A 17,759-nucleotide genomic window follows, 5' to 3' on the forward strand; every position below is an offset into this window, starting at 1 on the left:
AGGATCCCCTGCGGTTCTGACAGGCGCGCACCGACACCGCCCGCACTGAGGATGGACTCGTGTCCGCCCGGCGATGACGCCTGCGACAGCCCACGGAAAGAAGGAGAACCCCGGTGACTCACCACGACCTCGCCCTCATCGGCTTCGGAGGCGTCAACCGCGCCCTCGCCGAGATCATCCGCGACCGGGGCTCCGACCTCGCCGACGATCTCGGCTTCACCCTGAGAGTCGTCGCGATCACCGATCTGCGGTTCGGCTCCCTGATGCAGGAGGACGGCGTCGACCTCGCCGCGGTGCTCGGGATGACCGGCGACGACTCGTTCGCCGGGATGCCGGGCGGAGACGCGGAGCCTCGCAACGATCACGTCATCCGCACCACGACGGCGGGGATCATCGTCGAGGCGACCTACACGAACCCGATCGACGGCGAGCCCGCGATCTCGCATGTTCGCGCCGCCCTCGAAAGCGGCAAGAGCGTCACGACCACCAACAAGGGCCCGGTCGCACTCGCGAGCACCGAGCTCAATCGTCTCGCCGAGGCCCACGGGGTGCGATTCGAGTACGAGGGCTCGGTGATGAGCGGCACACCCGTGCTGCGGCTGGCGCAGCAGACCCTTCAGGGTCTCCGCATCACCCGCATCCAGGGAATCCTCAACGGCACGAGCAATTTCGTGCTCGGTCAGATGGAGTCGGGCAAGTCGCTCGAGGATGCCGTGGCCGAGGCGCAGGCGCTCGGCTACGCGGAGGCCGATCCGACCGCCGACATCGAAGGGTCCGACGTGCAGTTGAAAGTCGTGATCCTCGCCAACGAACTGCTCGGCGCCGAGATCACGACCGACGACGTCTCTCGCGTCGGCATCAGCGGGATCACCGCGAGCGACGTGATCGCCGCAGCGGCGGCGGGCGAGCACTGGAAGCTCCTCGGCACGATCTCGCGCGACGAGTCGGGCGCAGTGACGGCATCCGTCGAGCCCCTCTCGCTGGCCGCCGACCACCCCCTCGCGGGGATCTCGGGGGCGACCAACGCGATCGCGTTCACGACCGACCTGCTCGGCACCGTCACGATGTCGGGTCCCGGTGCCGGACGCCTCGAGACGGCCTACGCGCTGCTGTCGGACATCATCGCAATCGACGCTCAGCAGGCGGCGCTCGTCGGAGCGGTGCGATGAGCGCGCCCACCCTGGAGGCCCCCGCATCTCAGACGCCCCTGCTCGAGGTGCTCGATCCCTACAACGGAGAGGTCATCGCTCACCTCTCCCAGCACTCGGTCGACGATGTCGATGAGATCATGACGCGCGCACGGCTCGGTGCCACCCTCTCGCGCGGTCTGTCGAGGTTCACCCGGCATCAGGTCCTGGATCGCGCCGCGCGGATCCTCGAGGCCCGGGCGGAGGAGGCAGCGACCCTCATCGTCCGCGAAGCGGGCAAGACGATCACTCAGGCACGCAAAGAGGTGAAGCGCGCCGTGACCACGATCTCGTTGTCGGCCGAGACCGCCCGCGCCTTCGACGGCGAGGTCATCCCCTTCGACGCCTACGAGGGCTCCGCGAACCGCCGTGGCTGGTACACCCGGGAACCGCTCGGAGTCATCCTCGCGATCACGCCCTACAACGACGCCCTGAACCTCGTCGCCCACAAGATCGGTCCCGCGATCGCCGGCGGCAACGCCGTGATCCTCAAGCCCTCGCAGTTCACTCCGCTGACCGCGCGGTTCCTCGTCGAGGTGCTGACGGAGGCAGGGCTACCCGATGAGATCATCACGGTCGTGCACGGAGACCGGCATGTGGCGCAGGCGCTCGTCGCCGTGCGGGACATCCGCATGGTGTCGTTCACCGGGGGATTCGCCACCGGCGAGGCGATCGCCCGCACGGCCGGTCTCAAGAAGCTGGCGATGGAGCTCGGCGGCAATGCCCCCGTGCTGGTGTTCGCGGATGCCGACATCACCGCTGCCGTCGAGGCCTGCGTGTCCGGCGCCTTCTGGGCGGCAGGGCAGAACTGCGTCGGCGCGCAGCGCATCCTGATCGAGCGCTCCGTGTACGCCGAGTTCCGCGACCGCTTCGCCGCTCGCACGTCGATGCTTCGCGCGGGAGACCCCGTCAACCAGGCGACCGACGTGGGTCCGATGATCTCGGTCGCTGCGGCGACGCATGCCGAGCGTGTGGTCGACGACGCCGTGCGGTCGGGGGCTCGCGTGCTCGCCGGTCATCGGCGGGACGGCTCGGTGTACTGGCCCACCGCACTTGAGAACGTCCCGCCGACGTGCGAGGTCTGGAGCGAGGAGGCCTTCGCCCCCATCGTTGTCCTGACTCCGTTCGACACCGAGGACGACGCGATCGCCGAGGCGAACAGCATCGAGTACGCCCTCCATGCCGCGGCGTTCACGTCGGACATCACCCGAGCGCTGCGAGTCGCCGAAGCGCTCGACGCCGGAGGCGTGATGATCAACGACTCCTCCGACTACCGCATCGACAGCATGCCGTTCGGCGGCTCGAAGTACGGGAGCATGGGGCGCGAGGGTGTGCGCTTCGCGTACGAGGAGATGACCCAGCCGAAGGTCACCTGCATCACCACCTGAGATCTCCTCGCGCAGGGGCAGGGGTCCGCGGGGGATGCCTTGCCCCTGCGCGAGGTCAGACCCGGTCGACCACCCGCGTCAACGAGACGGCCGTCACGGTGTTCGCGACGCCCGGCAGCGCGGCGAGAATCTCCCAGATCTCGCCGATGCGCTCCATCGACTCGGCCTCCAGCGTCACGAGCAGATCGAAGTCGCCCGAGAGCACGTCGCATCGACGCACCTCGGGGATCTGAGCGATCTCGGACACGACGCTGCCGCCGCGCATCCGGTCGCTGCGGTAGACCATCACGATGGCGGACACCGCGGATCCGACGGCGCGCCCGGACACGACCGTGTAGCCGCCGATCACACCCTGCCGCTCCATGCGCTCGATGCGCTGCTTGACCGCGTTCCGCGACAGATGCACCTGGGCGGCGAGAGCCACCAAGGGGATTCGGGCGTCCTCCGTGAGCGCGGCGAGGATCTGGCGATCGATCTGATCGAGATGATGAAGCCGCTCCATCGGGACCTCCTGGGATTGAGCGTTAGCCGTGCATTATCAGCAATTGCGCATGTCTATTATGCATGCGTAGAGTGGATGACGGCACTGAGGACTGGTGCAGAACAAAGGAGTCAAGATGAGCCCTCGCCCCGACCGCAGGGATCTGCGCACGCTGTCCGATCTCAGTCTGGCCGTGCACGCGGGCAATCAGCTCGACTCGACCCTGGCGCTGCGCACGCCGCTCGTGATGGCGAACTCGTACCAGCTGCCCGACGACCCGAGCGAGATCAGCTGGTCGGCCACGGCACCCGGGCTCTACACCCGCAACACCGGAGTCAACCAGGCGGCTCTCGAGCAGAAGCTCGCCGCGCTCGACGGCGCCGAGGACGCGGTCGCGCTGGCCTCCGGGGTCGCCGCGCTGCATGCGGTCTTCTTCACCCACGTGCGCGTCGGCGACCACGTCGTCGTGAGCGACGTCGTGTACGAGGCCACCTGGCGCCTGTGGACCGAACTGCTGCCTCAGCGATACGGCCTCGAAGCCACGTTCGTCGACATCACCGACCTCGACGCGGTGCGCACCGCGATGCGTCCGGAGACACGGCTCGTGTGCATCGAGGCGATCGCGAACCCGACCACGAAGGTCGCCGACGTGAGCGCCGTCGCCGAGATCGCCCACGCCGCGGGCGCCGTCCTGATGGTCGACTCCACCTTCACGCCGCCGCCGTTCTACCGCCCCATCCACGACGGCGCCGATCTGGTCGTACACTCCCTCACCAAGTACCTCAACGGTCACGGCGACGCCATGGGAGGCTCCGTCTCGGGGCGGCGCGATCTGATCGAGGCGATCAAGGCCGACGCCATGGTCGACGTCGGCGGCATCATCTCGCCCTTCAACGCCTGGCAGATCCAGCGCGGCACCGTGACACTACCACTGCGCCTTCGCCAGCACTTCTCGTCGGCCCAGCGGATCGCCGAGATGCTCGAGGTCGACCCTCGCGTGGAGTACATCTACTACCCGGGCCTCGAATCGCATCCTGATCACGCTCTCGCGGCTCGCCAATTCGACGGACGCGGCTTCGGCGGGATGATGGCGTTCGCCGTGACGGGCTCCCCCGACGTGCAGAATAGATTCGTCGCGAACCTGCGATTGATCACCTCCGGGTTCTCGCTGGGTCACGACGACTCGCTCATCGTGCACACCGGAACCGACGGCGGCCGCGTCGCCACGTACCCCGCGCCCTTCCGGGAGTTCGGGCACCTGCGTCTGTCCGTCGGCCTCGAGGACACCGACGACCTCCTCGCCGACCTCTCCGAAGCTCTCGATCTCACCTTCGGAGCCGACTCGCGATAGCCCGCGACGGGTCGAAAAAATCCATTCACGCGCATCCATCCCCCTCCGACGGGCGTAGGCTGGAAAGAAGGACGGACCGTCCGAGAAGATCTCCCGGCACCGCGACCGTCCGGAAGAGGAGTCACTCGTGGCTCAGTACGACGTCTCGAACCGCTCGGCGATCGTGACGGGAGCGGGCAGCGGAATCGGACGCTCGACCGCTCTGCTGCTCGCCCGGAACGGCGCATCCGTGGTCGTCAACGACCTGAACGCGGAGCACGCGAACGCTGTCGTCGAAGAGATCCGCGCCGCGGGCGGCACCGCCGAGGCATCCGTCGGAGACGCGACCGACACCGCCTGGATCGCCAGCTCGATCGAACTCGCGAACACGCTCGCCCCGCTGCGCATCGGCGTCAACAACGCCGGCATCGGCGGAGCATCCGCCCCCACCGCCGAGTACGACGACGAGGCCTGGGACAAGGTCATCTCGATCAACCTCAACGCCGTGTTCCGCAACATGAAGGCGCAGATCCCCTCGATCCTCGCGAACGGCGGCGGCTCGGTCGTCAACATCGCGTCGATCCTCGGCAGCGTCGGCTTCGCTGGCTCCCCCGCCTACGTCGCCGCCAAGCACGCGGTCGTCGGCATGACCAAGTCGGCCGCCCTCGAGTACTCCGCACAGGGTGTGCGCGTGAACTCGGTCGGCCCCGGCTTCATCGACACCCCGCTGCTGGCCACCATGGGCGACGAGGCGAAGGAGTTCCTCGTCAGCAAGCACCCGATCGGACGCCTCGGCCAGGCCGACGAGGTCGCGAACCTCATCGCGTTCCTCGCGAGCGACGCCGCCAGCTTCATCACCGGCAGCTACCACCTCGTCGACGGCGGCTACACCGCCCTCTGAGGCTCGGTCGCCGCGAGCGCCCGCCGCGCGGCACACCTGCAGGACGAAAGCACGGATGCAGGGCCAGATCACAGATCTGGCCCTGCATCCGTGCTTCGGTCCTGCATCCGGCACCGACCTACCCGTCGGCACCGGCTTTCATTCCTGCATCCGGCACCGACCTACCCGTCGGCACCGGAACAGGCCCCGAGAGAACGCCTCGTCAGGCGAGGCGGTCCAACCGCAGCGTGGCCGTCGCGCTGTGAGCGGCCATCCCCTCGGAGTCAGAGATCACCTGCACCGCGTTCGCGAGCTCGGGCGTCGCCTCACGGCTGATGCGCTGATAGGTGAGCGGCTTGAGGAATCGCGACACCGAGAGACCCGCGCTGTGCTTGGCCCCACCGGCCGTCGGCAGCACGTGGTTGGTGCCCGCCATACCCTTGTCGGAGTATGCGACCGTGCTCCACGGCCCGAGGAAGATCGAGCCGTAGTTGCGCAGATTCTCGTGGTACCAGTCGTCGTCTGCTGTGAGCAGTTCGAGGTGCTCGGGCGCGAGATCGTCCATGAGCGCCGCGGCGGTCTCGCGGTCCTTCGCGACCGTGACCACACCGTAGTCGCGCCAAGCGGCACCCGCGATGTCGACGGTCGCCAGGGTCTCGAGCTGCCGTTCGATCTCGGTGATCACGGCATGACCGTGCTCTTCGGAGGTCGTGATGAGCGCCGCAGGCGAGTTCGGCCCATGCTCCGCCTGACCCAGAAGGTCGGCGGCGACGAGCACGGGGTCGGCCGTCTCGTCCGAGATGACCGCGACCTCGCTGGGCCCCGCGAGCAGGTCGATCGCGACCGTGCCGAAAAGCTGACGCTTGGCCTCGGCCACGAACGCGTTGCCGGCACCGACGAGCATGTCGACGGGCAGATCGCCGAGCAGCCCGTAGGCCATGGCGGCGAGCGCCTGCACTCCGCCGATCACGAACACGCGATCGACGCCCGACAGGTGCGCGGCATAGACGACGGCGTCGTTCGCTCCACCGTCGGGCTGCGGCGGCGTGCAGGCGATCACGGTCGGCACTCCGGCTGCCTTGGCCACACCCACGGTCATGAACGCGCTGGCCGTGAGGGGGAACCGGCCCGCCGGAAGGTACGCACCCACGCGTGAGACGGGGATGTACTTCGCGCCGGTCACGATGCCGGGAACGAACTCGGTCTCGAAATCGGTCAGGTGCTCACGCGAGGCGCGGGCGAACGCCTGCGTGCGTGCAGCGCCGAGCTCGATCGCGGCGCGGAGGTCAGGGGCGAGGCGCTCACCGCTCGTCGCGATCTGCTCGGCGGTGAGCTCGATGTCGGTGCCCTGATAGTTGTCGAGCTTGCGGGCGTAGTCGAGCACGGCATCGAGGCCCCGCTCGCGGATGTCGGCGAGCATGTTCGTGACGGTCTCGATCACGGCCGGATCCCGCTGCGCGGCGGGTGCGTCGATGAGCGGGGTCTTGAGGTGATGGAAGTCGCCGTCGAAGCGGGCGAGCACTGCTGAGGAGTAACGCATGCAGGAAGGCTAGATCCGCTGCTTCCACGAGACAACCCTGATGATCCTGAGCGTTCCATCGGGTTTACCATTGGGTGTGACCATCACCCAGTTGACCGCCTTCCTCGCCGCTCTCGACGACGGCTCGTTCACGGCGGCGGCGAAGAGCCTCGGGATGACACAGGCATCGGTCTCCGAGCTGGTCGCGCGGCTCGAACGCGAGCTGGGCGTCATGCTCTTCGCGCGCGGCAGCAGACGTCTCGTGCCGACCGCAGCGGCGCTCGATCTGCGACCGCACGCGGCTCAGGCGGTGAGCGCGGTGCAGAACGGCATCGACACGATCCAGGCGCTGGCGTCGCTCGATCGCGGCACCTGCACGTTCGGCGTGCTGCGCAACGCGGCCTACTACGCGCTCGCCGATCTGGCCGAGACATTCCACCACCGGCATCCGAACGTGCGCCTGCGACTGGTCGGCATCAACTCCACACACGTCGCGCGTTCGATCGCCGCCGGGGAGCTCGAGGCCGGCCTGCTCGTGCTGCCCGTCGATGAAGACGGCCTCGAGGTGTGCCCGCTGTTCCGCGACGAGGTGCTCTACGCCTCCGCGACGCGCGAGCCCGGGGCGGGCTCCGTCACGATCGACGAGGTCGCCGACGCCAAGCTGGTGCTCTATGACGCCTTCGCCGGATGGGATGACCCGACCAGGCGGCAGCTTCTCGAACGCGCACGGCTCCGGGGCCTCATGATCGACCCCTCGGTCGAGGTCGAGCATGTCGAGACCGCGCTCAGCCTGGTCGCCGCCGGCACGGCAGACACCATCGTGTCGCGCTCGATCGCCGAGTCCGAGGTCTTCCCCGCCGGCATCCGCACGTTCCCGTTCGCCGAGCCGATGCACGACACCATCGCACTCGTGCAGCGCGAGGGCGTGCTGCTGTCACCCGCGACGCAGAAGCTCGCCGAGCTGGCGGAGCGGATGCTGCGCGAACGCCTGCCCGAACACGAGGGCCGCACGGCGCTCGGCTGACCCGGGCCTCGCCCCGCCCTGCATCCGTGCTTCAATCCTGCATCCGGCACGGCTCCGGTCCTGCACTCAGCACGCGCCTCGGCGGCCCGTCCACTCAGTACAGGTCACTCCGCCGATCGGCGAACAGATCGTTGTGCGGCGGCAGCGCCTTGCTGCGGACGGCGTCGAGCGACAGCACTGCGGTCGCCCCCATCACGGCGCGGAAGGCGACGATCCAGCCCTGCTCATCGATGATCGCCGTGCCGTCGGTCCAGTCGACCCCGCGCTCGGATCCCCACCGGTCGGCGATCACGACCGGCAGCCGTGACGAGCGGGCCGATGCCATCGCCTGGATCAACTCGGGAGCGTGTTCTCCCTCGGGGCGAGGGACGAGCGGCCAGTTGACCGGAAGCGCGAGCACGTCGGCGCCGTCGAGCGCGAGGCGACGAGGCACCTCGGGGAACTCGTTGTCGTAGCAGAGCGCCACACCGAGGCGACCGAACGGCGCATCGACCACGGCCCCGGCCTCTGCCCCGCTCTCGAAGATCTGCTTCTCGGCACCCCACAGGTGCGACTTGCGATAGTCGGCCAGTCGGGCGTCACGAGTGAGCACGGCGGCGGTGTTGAAGAGCAGATCCCCGTCGCGTTCCGCGTAGCCCACCACGACGACGGCATCGTCGGGGATCGACTCCTGCAGCGACGACCACCGTGCGTCATCGACGGCGAGCGCGACGCTGCGCGCCTCGCTCCGATCGGCCAACACATAGCCGCTCGTGGCGAGCTCCGGCAGTACGATCAGCTGCGCCCCGCGACGAGCGGCCGCCGAGATCGCCGAGCGGATGCGGTCGAGGTTGCCGTCCAGATCACCGATGACGATCTCGGGCGACAGCGCCGCGACGCGCAGCCCCGCGGCACCCGCTGATCCGGCATCCGCTGCCCCCACGCCCGAAGCGGAGACGCCGGGGCGCGAGGAGCCCGAAGCTCCTCGCGCCCCTGTGGTCTCAGTCATCTTCGGTGGCGGTGACCATCACTCCGAGCGGGGCCAGGTAGCCGTTGGGGTCGATGGTCCAGTCGGCGGCAGCTGCGGCCTCGACGACCTCGGGAGCCCACTCGAGGTAGACGCGGTCGTCGCCGCCGTTGATCACGAGCACTGTTCCGGTGCCGGTCTCATCGCCCTCGATGCAGACGTACGAGCGCCAGCTGCCCTCGGGCACCGAGAACGTGTCGCCGGCGCCGAGCGTGACCGCGGTCGACGGGTCGCCGTTGAGGGTGACCTCCCAGCGGCCGGTCTTGAACAGCAGCGCCTGCGTCTTGTCGTGGCGGTGCCGAAGCACACCCTGGCCCGCTTCGGCGCGCACCCACGCGAGGTTGAACGAGTGGGGCTCGGTCACGTTCGGCACCTGGCGACGGTTCTCGCTCATGCCGTATCCGATCGCGCTGGCGAGTTCGACGCGCCCGCCGTCGACCGCCGCGCACAGCAGCGCCGCCGCCGAGTACTTGCGGTCGCCCGGCTGGATCACACGCGAGCGCATGTCGTCGACCGTGTAGGTCGTGAGCTCGTCGATGTAGTGCTGCTTCATGGGCGTGATCAGCGGCACGTCGTCGGGCAGCACGTCGCCCGCGACGGTGTCGATGAGCTTGTTGTCGGCCGTGAGGTGCAGCCCGTAGGACTCCGCCTCGCGCAGCACCGACGGACCCCAGATGATGCCGCCGTTGTCGTCGCGACCGAGCACCGTGTAGAGGATGCCGTCATCCGGCCCCTCGTTCGTGAACCCGCGGAAGATCCAGGTGGGGATCGTCACGATGTCGCCGTCATGGCTGATGTACTCGCCCTGCTTGCCGTCGACGCCCCAACGGAGCCGGAACTCGCCGCCGAGGTTGATGAAGACCTCAGCCGTGAAGTGCAGGTGCAGGTTGTTCGAGATGCCGTTCGGCATGCCGGCGGCACCGGTGTTGAAACCGTGGTTCACCTCGAGGTTCACATACTGGCTGGCATTCTGCGAGACACCGGCGCCGATGAAGGAGTAGTTCTCCTTGCGGTCGGAACCCGGAGTGCGGCAGTCGATGAATGCCGAGTTGCACGGCACCCAGTCGGTGCGGCGGATGGTTCGGCGTTCGATCTCGTCCGCGGGGACGATGACGTCGACCTGGTCGACGATGGCGTTGCTCATTTCTTCTTCTCCCTGTCGATCAGTCGCTGATCAGTAGATGTTGCTGAATGCCGCGGGCTCGTCGCCGCGGACGCCCGCGATCTGAGCGCGCAGGGCGATGTCGTCCCAGAGGCGCACCTCTTTGACGAGGGCTCCCTGGTGGAACGTGAACTGCGAGATGCCGATCAGGTCGATCGGCTTGCCGGTGAGGCTGCCGTAGTTGGGGACGCCGTTGTAATCGCCGACGAACTTCCACGTCACGGCGACGCGCAGGCCCGCATAGCGCACGTCGTAGTTGGTCTGGATGTCGCGGATCTCGAACTGCCCCGCGGGGAACGACTCGAGGAATCGCAGCAGCGCGCGGCGGTACCCCTCGGGGCGGATGACGACGCGGTTGCCGACAGTCAGAAGCACGAGGTCGCGATGGAAGAACTTCTCGACCTTCTGCAGGTCTCGCTCGTTCCACACCGTCTGGATCATGTCGATCACGGTCTCGACCTCGGAGCGGTAGTCATCGGGCCGCACGCCCGAGTCGCCCTTCGCGATCGGGTCCACGGGAGGGGCTTCGGTCCACGAACCCGAGTAGCCGCGGAAAGCCTGGGCGCGTGCCAGTTCGTCGAGGTCGTCGCCCCGCTCGAGAGCCCCGGCGAGCGAGTCGCGCACGACCCACTCCTCGACCATGCGGCCCTTGCGGTACAGGCAGTTGGCGATGGTGCGGCTGTGGGATGACGTCTGCAGGTGCCCCGAGAGCACGAGGTGGGAGCTCAGGAAGGCGTCGTCGCCGCGTGCCTCCCAGATCACGTCTTCGGCCTGACCCGTGCGGTCGGGTGTCGCCGAGATGCGCATGAGCGTTCCCTCGATGACCTCCTGCCGCGTGGTCGAGGTGCCGTAGGCGCCGTGCACGATCGAGTCGGGCTCGTAGTTTTCGCGGATGAAGCTGATCGACCGATCGACCCAGATCAGATCAGTGACCTCACGGATGAAGTCGTCGGGGTCTTGGTACGGCAGATAGGCAACCGGGTCGAGAGACACGCTTTTCACTCCTTCAGGATGCGAAGCTGCGGTTCATCGGTGATCGCTGGCTTCGTCTTCGCCAGTGTATGCGTATGCACAAAGCAGCGCAAGAGACGATCCTGCGCACACGGTGATCATTCCGCGACGAGCAGGATCAGGAGGCGCGCACGGCCGCGAGAGTGCGCCGAGGCACGAATGCCGATTCGAACCGTGCGTTCTCGAGGTCCGCTGCAGGGTCCTCGATACGGCGCACGATCAGGTCTGCGGCCGTGCGCGCCATGCCGGCGATGTCGTAGCCGATCGTGGCGAGGTCGATGATCGGCCACGCCGCCTCGGGGAGATCGTCGAAGCCGACGATCGAAAGATCATCGGGCACGACGAGACCGGCGCGATGCGCGGCGTTGAGAGCCCCGTAGGCCACCACGTCATTGCCGCAGAAGAGCAGCGTCGGGCGGTCGGGCGCTGCGAGGATCTCCACCGCGGCCGCCTCGCCCTCGGCGGCGCCGTAGGGGACCCGCCGGACATCCCCCTCGTCGAGTGTCGCGCCCGCGGCCGCGAGCGCCTCCCGCAGCGCGGTCTCGCGACTCTGCGCCGTGCTGGTGTTGCTCGGCCCGAGCACGGCTCCGACCCGCGTGTGCCCGAGCTCGACCGCTCGGCGCACAGCCTCTCGGTAGCCGGGCGCGGGGTCGACCACCGTGGCATCCGCCTCGACGAACGAGCCGGTGCGATTGAAATAGACGAAAGGCAGACCGCGGTCCTTGAGGCGCAGGGGCGCGACGGACTCGACAGTGGTCGTCGCGAGGATGACGCCGTCGAGGCCGTTCGCCAGCAGACGCTCGACGATCGTGTCGTTGTCAGCCGACTCGGTGTGCAGCATCAGCTGATAGCCGAGCGCCTCGAGTTCGCGGTGCACCGGGGCGATGATGTGCGAATAGAACTGGTTGTCGAGGTCGGTGAGCAGCAGCCCGATGCGACGGGTGCGCCCGGACGACAGCGCCCTGCCCGCTTCACTCGGCACATAACCCAGCAGCTGCGCGGCCTCGCGCACCCGGAGCTTGGTCGCCTCGGACACTCGCGCGTCGTCGCGCAGCGCGCGAGACACCGTCGGCTGCGACACCCCCGCTAGCCGGGCCACATCACGACTCGTGACGACCATGTGACGCCTCCCCCTCGACTCAACGGATTCTACTGCCCTTGACGCCGGAATGCATACGCGGTCATAATCAGCACATACGTATGCAATGAAAGGAAGGGCCATGCCCCTGCATCTGAAGACCGCGCCGACGAAGACGTTCGCGGACACCGCTCAGCAGGACGTCGCCGAGCGGGTGAGGGGAATCATCGGCGACATCCGGGAGAACGGCGACGCCGCCGTCCGGCGCTACGCCGAGCAGTTCGACAACTGGAGTCGCGACTCGTACCGGCTGACGGATGACGAGGTCACGGAGATCATCGCGACGCTCGACCCGCAGGTGATCACCGACATCGAATTCGTGCAGAGCCAGGTGCGCCGCTTCGCGCAGGCCCAGCGGGATTCGCTCGTCGACATCGAGGTCGAGACGCTGCCAGGCGTCTTCCTCGGCCAGAAGCACGTGCCGGTGCAGGCCGCCGGCGCCTACATCCCGGGCGGCAAGTACCCGCTCACGGCCTCGGCCCACATGACGATCATCACCGCGAAGGTCGCGGGCGTACCTCGCGTCGTCGCGTGCACCCCGCCCATCCGCGGCGAGATCCCTGCGGCGACCGTGGCCGCGATGAAGATGGCCGGCGCCGACGAGATCTACATCCTCGGCGGAGTGCAGGCTGTGGCCGCGATGGCGGTGGGCACCGACTCGATCGAGCCCGTCAACATGATCGCCGGACCCGGCAACGCCTACGTCGCCGAGGCCAAGCGCCAGCTGTTCGGCGAGGTCGGCATCGACCTGTTCGCGGGCCCCACCGAGATCCTCATCGTCGCCGACGAGCATGCCGACCCGTTCTTCACCGCCGTCGACCTGCTGTCGCAGGCCGAGCACGGCCCCGACTCCCCCGCAGTCCTCGTCACGACCTCACAGGCACTGGCCGAGGAGGTCATGGACTGGATCGAGAAGATCCTGCCCGGCATGCCGACGCGCGACTACGCAGGCCCCGCCTGGCGCGACTGGGGCCAGGTGATCGTCGCCGACGACCTCGACGAGGCCTACAGGATCGCCGACGACTTCGCCTTCGAGCACGTGCAGATCTTCACGCAGGACCCGCGCGAGGCTCTGACGCGGATGCACGACTACGGTGCGCTGTTCCTCGGCGAGAACACCTGCGTCTCATACGGCGACAAGGTGATCGGCACCAACCACGTGCTGCCGACGCTGGGTGCCGCGCGATACACGGGCGGTCTCTGGGTGGGCAAATACCTGCGCACCGTGACGTATCAGGAGATCCAGAACACCGACTCCTCCGCCGAGCTCGGAGCGGTGTGCGGTCGTGCCGCGCGGGTCGAGCTGTTCGAGGGCCACGCCCGTTCGGGCGACGCCCGCGCCTGGCGGCACGCCGGCACGGAGTTCGCCTGGATCGACGAGAGTCACGCGGCGGTCGGCGCGGAGGCACGATGACTGACCTCACCCGTCGCACCGCGGTGGTCACCGGCGGCGGCAGCGGGCTCGGGGCAGCCATCGCCCGGGCGCTGCACGCCGCCGGCGCGCAGGTGGTCGTCGTCGGGAGGGATGCCGAGAAGCTCGACCGCGTCGTCGCCGAGCTGGGTTCGCGGGCACGCGGAATCACCTGCGACGTGGCCGACGCGGCATCCGTCGACGCGCTGCGCGAGCAGCTCGTCGGCACCGAGGTCTCGATCCTGGTGAACAACGCAGGCATCCCCGGCCCTGTCGCCGCGCTCACCGACATCGACGTCACCGACTGGGACGAGGTGTTCGCCGTGAACGTGCGGGGCACCTTCCTGCTGTGCAAGGCGCTGCTGCCCGGCATGGTCGAACGCGGCGACGGCGACGTGATCAACGTCGCATCCGTCTCGGGCAAGCGTCCGCTCGCGCATCGCACCCCCTACTGCGCGTCGAAGATGGCCGTGATCGGACTCACCTCGACGCTCGCGTTCGAGGTCGGGCCGGCCGGCGTCCGGGTGAACTCGCTGTCACCGGGCCCGGTGCAGGGGCCGCGGATGGAGCGCAACTTTCGGCTCGAGGCCGAGAGATCGGGCACCAGCATCGACGATGCCGAGCAGGCGTTCGTCTCTCGTGCAGCGCTCGGTCGCATGGTGACGGAGCAGGAGGTCGGCGCCGCGGTGATCGCGATGCTGGCGATGCCCGGCATGTGCGGAGCCGACATCGATCTCTCGGCGGGGATGGTGGCCTGATGCACTCCTTGCGAGCCCGCGCGCTCGCCGGCAAGAAGCTGATCGGCGCTCTGCTGCGGATGCCCTCGGAAGAGCTCGTCGAGATGCTCGCCGTCGCGGAGTTCGACTTCGTGCTGATCGACTGCGAGCACGGTCCCGCCGACGTCGTCGCCCTGCGCCAGCACATCGCGCTCGCCCAGATGCACGACGTGCCGGTGATCGTCCGGGTGGGTGAGGGTGATCGCGGTCAGATCCTTCGGGTGCTCGACCAGGGCGCGGAGGGGATCCTCGCTCCCCACCTCGACACCGCGGCGGATGCTGCCGCACTCGTCGACGCGGCGATGTACCCGCCCGTCGGCAACCGTGGCTTCGCCACGTACAGCCGGGCCGGACGATTCGGCCTCGTCGCGCCGGCGGATCACCGCGACTGGTGGCTCGAGAACACGCTCGTGCTCGGCATGGTCGAGTCGCCGGGCGGAGTCGCGAACGTCGATGAGATCGTCGCGACACCGCGGCTCGACGGCATCATGGTGGGCCCCGCCGACCTCGCCGCCAGCTCCGGCGCCGATGACCTTCCCGTGCCCGAGGCGATCGCCGCGGTGCATTCCGCTCTCGCGCGGGCCGGTTCGCTGCGGATGGACATCGTCGGCACGCGGGATGCGGCGAGCGCGGCGTTCACCGACGGAGCCGACCTCGTGGTCTACAACCTCGCGTCGTCGCTCATGGCGCATCTGCGCGGACTGGCGACGCCCGAGCGCTGACCCGTACGGCATCCCGCCCCGGCATCCCTCCCGTCCCGTCGGGAGGAGATCTGCGCCTGGGGAGGAGGGATCTACGGATTCTCTCCTCCCGAGAGACAGTTCTCCTCCCGGACGTGCGCGGGTGAGCCGACCGAACCTAGGCGTCCCGGCACCTCAGGCCGTCCCGCCGTCGGGCACCCGCGGTCAGGCGATGGCGCCGGCCAGTCGCTGCTGCGACATCCACGACTTGACGAGACGCCCGAACTCCCTCGGCCGCTCGAGGGGCAGCAGGTGTCCGGCGTCCAGGGTCACCAGACGTGCGTCGGGCATCGCCGACACGATCTCGGTGTGGAAGTGCGGAGGGCAGATGACGTCGTCCAATCCCGAAACCACGAGCGTCGGCATCCGCAGCTCGGGCAGATGCGCGAGCAGGTCGGTGCGTGTGAGCTGCATGCTCAACTGAGCCCTCAGGCGATCGACACCCGTCTCGTCCCCCATGCGCAGCGTCCGCTGCACCAGCTCGGGCCGGTCTCGCACGAGGGAATCCCCGAGCAGAGGAACGAGGATGCTCTGCTGCAGCGCACGCGGCTCGCCCCCCTCGTCGAGCTGCGCGAGCCAGTCGCGCCATCCGGAGCGCTGCGCATCGGTGGGCGCCTTGGCGTTCGTCGAGACGAGACAGAGTCCCGCCACGCGCTGCGGAGCGGCGAGCGCGAGAGCCATACCGACGATGCCGCCCAGCGAGTGACCGACGAGCACGAAGCTCTCCGGCAGCCCGTCGAGCAGCCCCTCGACCTGCTCGGCGATCGAGGGGCGATCCAGCACCGGCTGGATCGCCCCTATCGCCCCATCTGCGCCGAACCCCGCATCCGCCCACAGGTCGGCCGTGCAGTTCATGCCCGCGAGCAGCACGAGCGGCGGCACCGCGACAGACATGTCAGCCCTTCACGGCACCGTCGCTGAGCCCCGCGACGAGATACTTCTGCGCGATGAACGCGATCACGAACACCGGGATCGTGAGGAGCATCGAGGCGGCTCCCGCCTGTTGCAACATCGGCAGCGTCTGCCCGAGCTGCGTGGCGATGAAGACCGGCACGGTCTTCGACGAGGTGTCGGTGAGCACGAGCGCCGTGAGGTACTCCTGGAACGCGAACAGGAACACGAAGATGCCGGCGGTGAGGATGCCCGGCCCCATCAGCGGGATCATGACCCTGCGCAGCATCCCGATCCTGGTGCAGCCGTCGATCATCGCCGCCTCGTCGAGCTCCTTGGGGATCTCGGCGAAGAAGTTGCGCAGCAGCCAGATCGTGAACGGCTGGTTGATCGCGACGAGGGCGATCGCGAGTGCGAACGTCGTGTCGTAGATGCCGAGCGCCCGGCTGATGTCGTACATCGGCAGCACGACCGCGAATCGGGGCAGCGCACGGAAGATCAGCGCGAGCACGAGCAGCAACGCCGAGACGTAGCTCGGGAACCGCGACAACGCGTAGGCCGCCGGGATTCCGATCGCCAGCGCGATCACCGTCGACACCACGGCCACGACCACCGTGTTCACGAGGTAGTCCGCGAAGTAGGTGGTCTGCCAGAGGTCGACGAACGCCTGCAGGGTCGGCTGGTAGTCCCACAGCACCGGCGGGTTGGAGAAGGCGACGTCGGTGGGCTTGGTCACCGACAGCGTCATCCAGATGAACGGGCTCAGCACGACGACGCATAGGATCGCGAGCAGCAGCCCCGTGATCACGGGCGGACGATTGGGGCCGCGGCGACGACGCTTCGGCACGCCCTTAGTGACGATGGCCCTCGTCGAGAGTTCTGCGGAGGTGAGACTCATCGTTCGGCCTTCGCTTCCTTGAAGATGCCCCGGATGAACGGGATCAGCATGATGAGGATCAGGAGGATGGTGAGCACGTTGATCGCGCTGCCGAGACCGAGGTTCTCGGCGCCATCGGCGAATGCCACGGAGTAGACGTAGAGCATGATCGATTCGTTGCCGATGTTCTGCGCCTGCGGCGACAGCGGGATCAGGTTGTCGAACATGCGCAGCACATCCATGATCGTGATCAGAGTCACGAAGCCGAGCACCCCGCGAATGGTCGGGATGATCACGTTCAGATGGGTCTGGAAGCCGTTCGCGCCGTCGATCTTCGCCGCTTCCTTCAGCTCGTTCGGCACGCCCTGAAGACCCGCGAGGATGATGAGCATCGCGAACGGCAGCATGTGCCAGACGGTGTTGGCGATCACGAGGATCGCGTTCGGCACCTGGTCGGTGAACCAGAGCACCTGTGATCCGCCGAAGAAGCCGATCAGGCGGTTCACCACGCCGCCGAAGTTGTCGTCGAAGAGCCACGAGAACGCGACGGCTCCGACGAGGTTCGGCAGCACGTACGAGACGAGCATGATGCCGAGCACGAGTGGCCGCGACGTCGTGATGCGGTTGATGCCGGTGGCGATGATGTAGCCGAACACGAGCAGGATGGCCGTGGTGACGACCGTGACCGCGACGGTGAACATGACCGCCTTGTGGAAGCGGGGGTCCGTCAGCGCGTCGGTGAAGTTCGCCAACCCGATGAAGGTGCCTGGTGTGCCGTATCGGACCTGCTCGAAGCTCCACTGCACCGTGCGCACCAGCGGGAGCACGAGGAGTGCACCCATCACCAGCAGGCTCGGAGCGAAGAGCAGCCAGAATTCGCGTGCCTTCATATGCGTCCTCCCTTGGACGGACTGTGGCCTGAACTCGCGCTCAGGCCA

The 17,759-nt window shown here is 68.1% G+C and carries 17 protein-coding genes; 8 read left to right on the forward strand and 9 right to left on the reverse strand.

Going from position 1 to position 17,759, the window contains the following annotated elements:
* Nucleotides 1-113: 113 nt before the first annotated feature.
* Both ACQ4LY_RS03720 and ACQ4LY_RS03725 read left to right on the forward strand, forming a co-directional pair.
* Nucleotides 114-1,169 (forward strand): homoserine dehydrogenase, encoded by a 1,056-nt coding sequence (locus ACQ4LY_RS03720; protein WP_431074633.1) that lies wholly within the window; start codon nucleotides 114-116, stop codon nucleotides 1,167-1,169.
* Complete coding sequence (locus tag ACQ4LY_RS03725) at nucleotides 1,166-2,575, forward strand: aldehyde dehydrogenase family protein (RefSeq protein ID WP_431074634.1); 1,410 nt, start codon at nucleotides 1,166-1,168, stop codon at nucleotides 2,573-2,575. Before ACQ4LY_RS03720 ends, ACQ4LY_RS03725 begins: the two co-directional genes overlap by 4 nt.
* A 55-nt stretch (nucleotides 2,576-2,630) precedes the next feature.
* Here ACQ4LY_RS03725 and ACQ4LY_RS03730 read toward each other — a convergent pair whose 3' ends face one another.
* The gene (locus tag ACQ4LY_RS03730) at nucleotides 2,631-3,077 is read right to left on the reverse strand and encodes an Lrp/AsnC family transcriptional regulator (protein ID WP_431074635.1); all 447 of its coding nucleotides are present in this window, start codon (nucleotides 3,075-3,077) and stop codon (nucleotides 2,631-2,633) included.
* A gap of 115 nt (nucleotides 3,078-3,192) precedes the next feature.
* Here ACQ4LY_RS03730 and ACQ4LY_RS03735 point away from each other — a divergent pair, with 115 nt between their 5' ends.
* Together ACQ4LY_RS03735 and ACQ4LY_RS03740 are read left to right on the forward strand one after the other, a co-directional pair.
* Nucleotides 3,193-4,407: a trans-sulfuration enzyme family protein gene (locus ACQ4LY_RS03735; RefSeq protein WP_431074636.1), complete on the forward strand. Its 1,215-nt coding sequence runs from the start codon at nucleotides 3,193-3,195 to the stop codon at nucleotides 4,405-4,407.
* A gap of 127 nt (nucleotides 4,408-4,534) precedes the next feature.
* Complete coding sequence (locus tag ACQ4LY_RS03740) at nucleotides 4,535-5,287, forward strand: SDR family NAD(P)-dependent oxidoreductase (RefSeq protein WP_431074637.1); 753 nt, start codon at nucleotides 4,535-4,537, stop codon at nucleotides 5,285-5,287.
* A 202-nt stretch (nucleotides 5,288-5,489) separates the two neighbouring features.
* On the opposite strand, the gene hisD (ACQ4LY_RS03745) is transcribed toward ACQ4LY_RS03740, so the two are convergent.
* Nucleotides 5,490-6,806, reverse strand: a complete 1,317-nt coding sequence (gene hisD / locus ACQ4LY_RS03745) for a histidinol dehydrogenase (RefSeq protein WP_431074638.1) — start codon at nucleotides 6,804-6,806, stop codon at nucleotides 5,490-5,492.
* Between the two features lie 76 nt (nucleotides 6,807-6,882).
* Here hisD (ACQ4LY_RS03745) and ACQ4LY_RS03750 point away from each other — a divergent pair, with 76 nt between their 5' ends.
* The gene (locus ACQ4LY_RS03750) at nucleotides 6,883-7,809 is read left to right on the forward strand and encodes a LysR family transcriptional regulator (RefSeq protein ID WP_431074639.1); all 927 of its coding nucleotides are present in this window, start codon (nucleotides 6,883-6,885) and stop codon (nucleotides 7,807-7,809) included.
* Nucleotides 7,810-7,903: 94 nt separating this feature from the next.
* Here ACQ4LY_RS03750 and ACQ4LY_RS03755 read toward each other — a convergent pair whose 3' ends face one another.
* The 4 genes from ACQ4LY_RS03755 to ACQ4LY_RS03770 all read right to left on the reverse strand — a co-directional run bounded on the left by ACQ4LY_RS03755 (nucleotide 7,904) and on the right by ACQ4LY_RS03770 (nucleotide 12,108).
* Nucleotides 7,904-8,797 (reverse strand): nitrilase-related carbon-nitrogen hydrolase, encoded by an 894-nt coding sequence (locus tag ACQ4LY_RS03755; RefSeq protein ID WP_431074640.1) that lies wholly within the window; start codon nucleotides 8,795-8,797, stop codon nucleotides 7,904-7,906.
* Nucleotides 8,790-9,959 (reverse strand): hypothetical protein, encoded by a 1,170-nt coding sequence (locus ACQ4LY_RS03760; protein WP_431074641.1) that lies wholly within the window; start codon nucleotides 9,957-9,959, stop codon nucleotides 8,790-8,792. The genes ACQ4LY_RS03755 and ACQ4LY_RS03760 overlap by 8 nt, the downstream gene beginning before the upstream one ends.
* A 30-nt stretch (nucleotides 9,960-9,989) precedes the next feature.
* The gene (locus tag ACQ4LY_RS03765; RefSeq protein WP_431074642.1) at nucleotides 9,990-10,970 is read right to left on the reverse strand and encodes an ester cyclase; all 981 of its coding nucleotides are present in this window, start codon (nucleotides 10,968-10,970) and stop codon (nucleotides 9,990-9,992) included.
* Between the two features lie 136 nt (nucleotides 10,971-11,106).
* Complete coding sequence (locus ACQ4LY_RS03770) at nucleotides 11,107-12,108, reverse strand: LacI family DNA-binding transcriptional regulator (protein ID WP_431074643.1); 1,002 nt, start codon at nucleotides 12,106-12,108, stop codon at nucleotides 11,107-11,109.
* Between the two features lie 100 nt (nucleotides 12,109-12,208).
* On the opposite strand from ACQ4LY_RS03770, the gene hisD (ACQ4LY_RS03775) reads away from it, so the two are divergent.
* From hisD (ACQ4LY_RS03775) to ACQ4LY_RS03785, 3 genes are read left to right on the forward strand one after another with little or no spacing between them, the layout of a single operon-like run.
* Complete coding sequence (gene hisD, locus ACQ4LY_RS03775; protein WP_431074644.1) at nucleotides 12,209-13,540, forward strand: histidinol dehydrogenase; 1,332 nt, start codon at nucleotides 12,209-12,211, stop codon at nucleotides 13,538-13,540.
* A complete protein-coding gene (locus ACQ4LY_RS03780) occupies nucleotides 13,537-14,295 on the forward strand; it encodes an SDR family NAD(P)-dependent oxidoreductase (protein WP_431074645.1) in 759 nt (252 codons plus the stop codon). The genes hisD (ACQ4LY_RS03775) and ACQ4LY_RS03780 overlap by 4 nt, the downstream gene beginning before the upstream one ends.
* Nucleotides 14,295-15,035: an HpcH/HpaI aldolase family protein gene (locus ACQ4LY_RS03785; protein WP_431074646.1), complete on the forward strand. Its 741-nt coding sequence runs from the start codon at nucleotides 14,295-14,297 to the stop codon at nucleotides 15,033-15,035. Before ACQ4LY_RS03780 ends, ACQ4LY_RS03785 begins: the two co-directional genes overlap by 1 nt.
* 183 nt (nucleotides 15,036-15,218) lie before the next feature.
* Here the strand turns inward: ACQ4LY_RS03785 and ACQ4LY_RS03790 are convergent, their stop codons facing one another.
* Genes ACQ4LY_RS03790 through ACQ4LY_RS03800 form a run of 3 tightly spaced genes read right to left on the reverse strand, consistent with a single transcriptional unit; the run spans nucleotide 15,219 to nucleotide 17,711 of the window.
* A complete protein-coding gene (locus tag ACQ4LY_RS03790) occupies nucleotides 15,219-15,947 on the reverse strand; it encodes an alpha/beta fold hydrolase (protein ID WP_431074647.1) in 729 nt (242 codons plus the stop codon).
* 1 nt (nucleotide 15,948) lies between these two features.
* Complete coding sequence (locus ACQ4LY_RS03795) at nucleotides 15,949-16,842, reverse strand: carbohydrate ABC transporter permease (protein ID WP_120494911.1); 894 nt, start codon at nucleotides 16,840-16,842, stop codon at nucleotides 15,949-15,951.
* On the reverse strand, nucleotides 16,839-17,711 hold the full coding sequence (locus ACQ4LY_RS03800; RefSeq protein WP_431074648.1) for a carbohydrate ABC transporter permease: 873 nt from the start codon (nucleotides 17,709-17,711) through the stop codon (nucleotides 16,839-16,841). The genes ACQ4LY_RS03795 and ACQ4LY_RS03800 overlap by 4 nt, the downstream gene beginning before the upstream one ends.
* Between the last annotated feature and the right edge of the window lie 48 nt (nucleotides 17,712-17,759).

Origin of the sequence: Microbacterium phyllosphaerae (assembly GCF_050628115.1) — a bacterium.
GTDB classification, from domain to species: domain Bacteria; phylum Actinomycetota; class Actinomycetes; order Actinomycetales; family Microbacteriaceae; genus Microbacterium; species Microbacterium phyllosphaerae_A.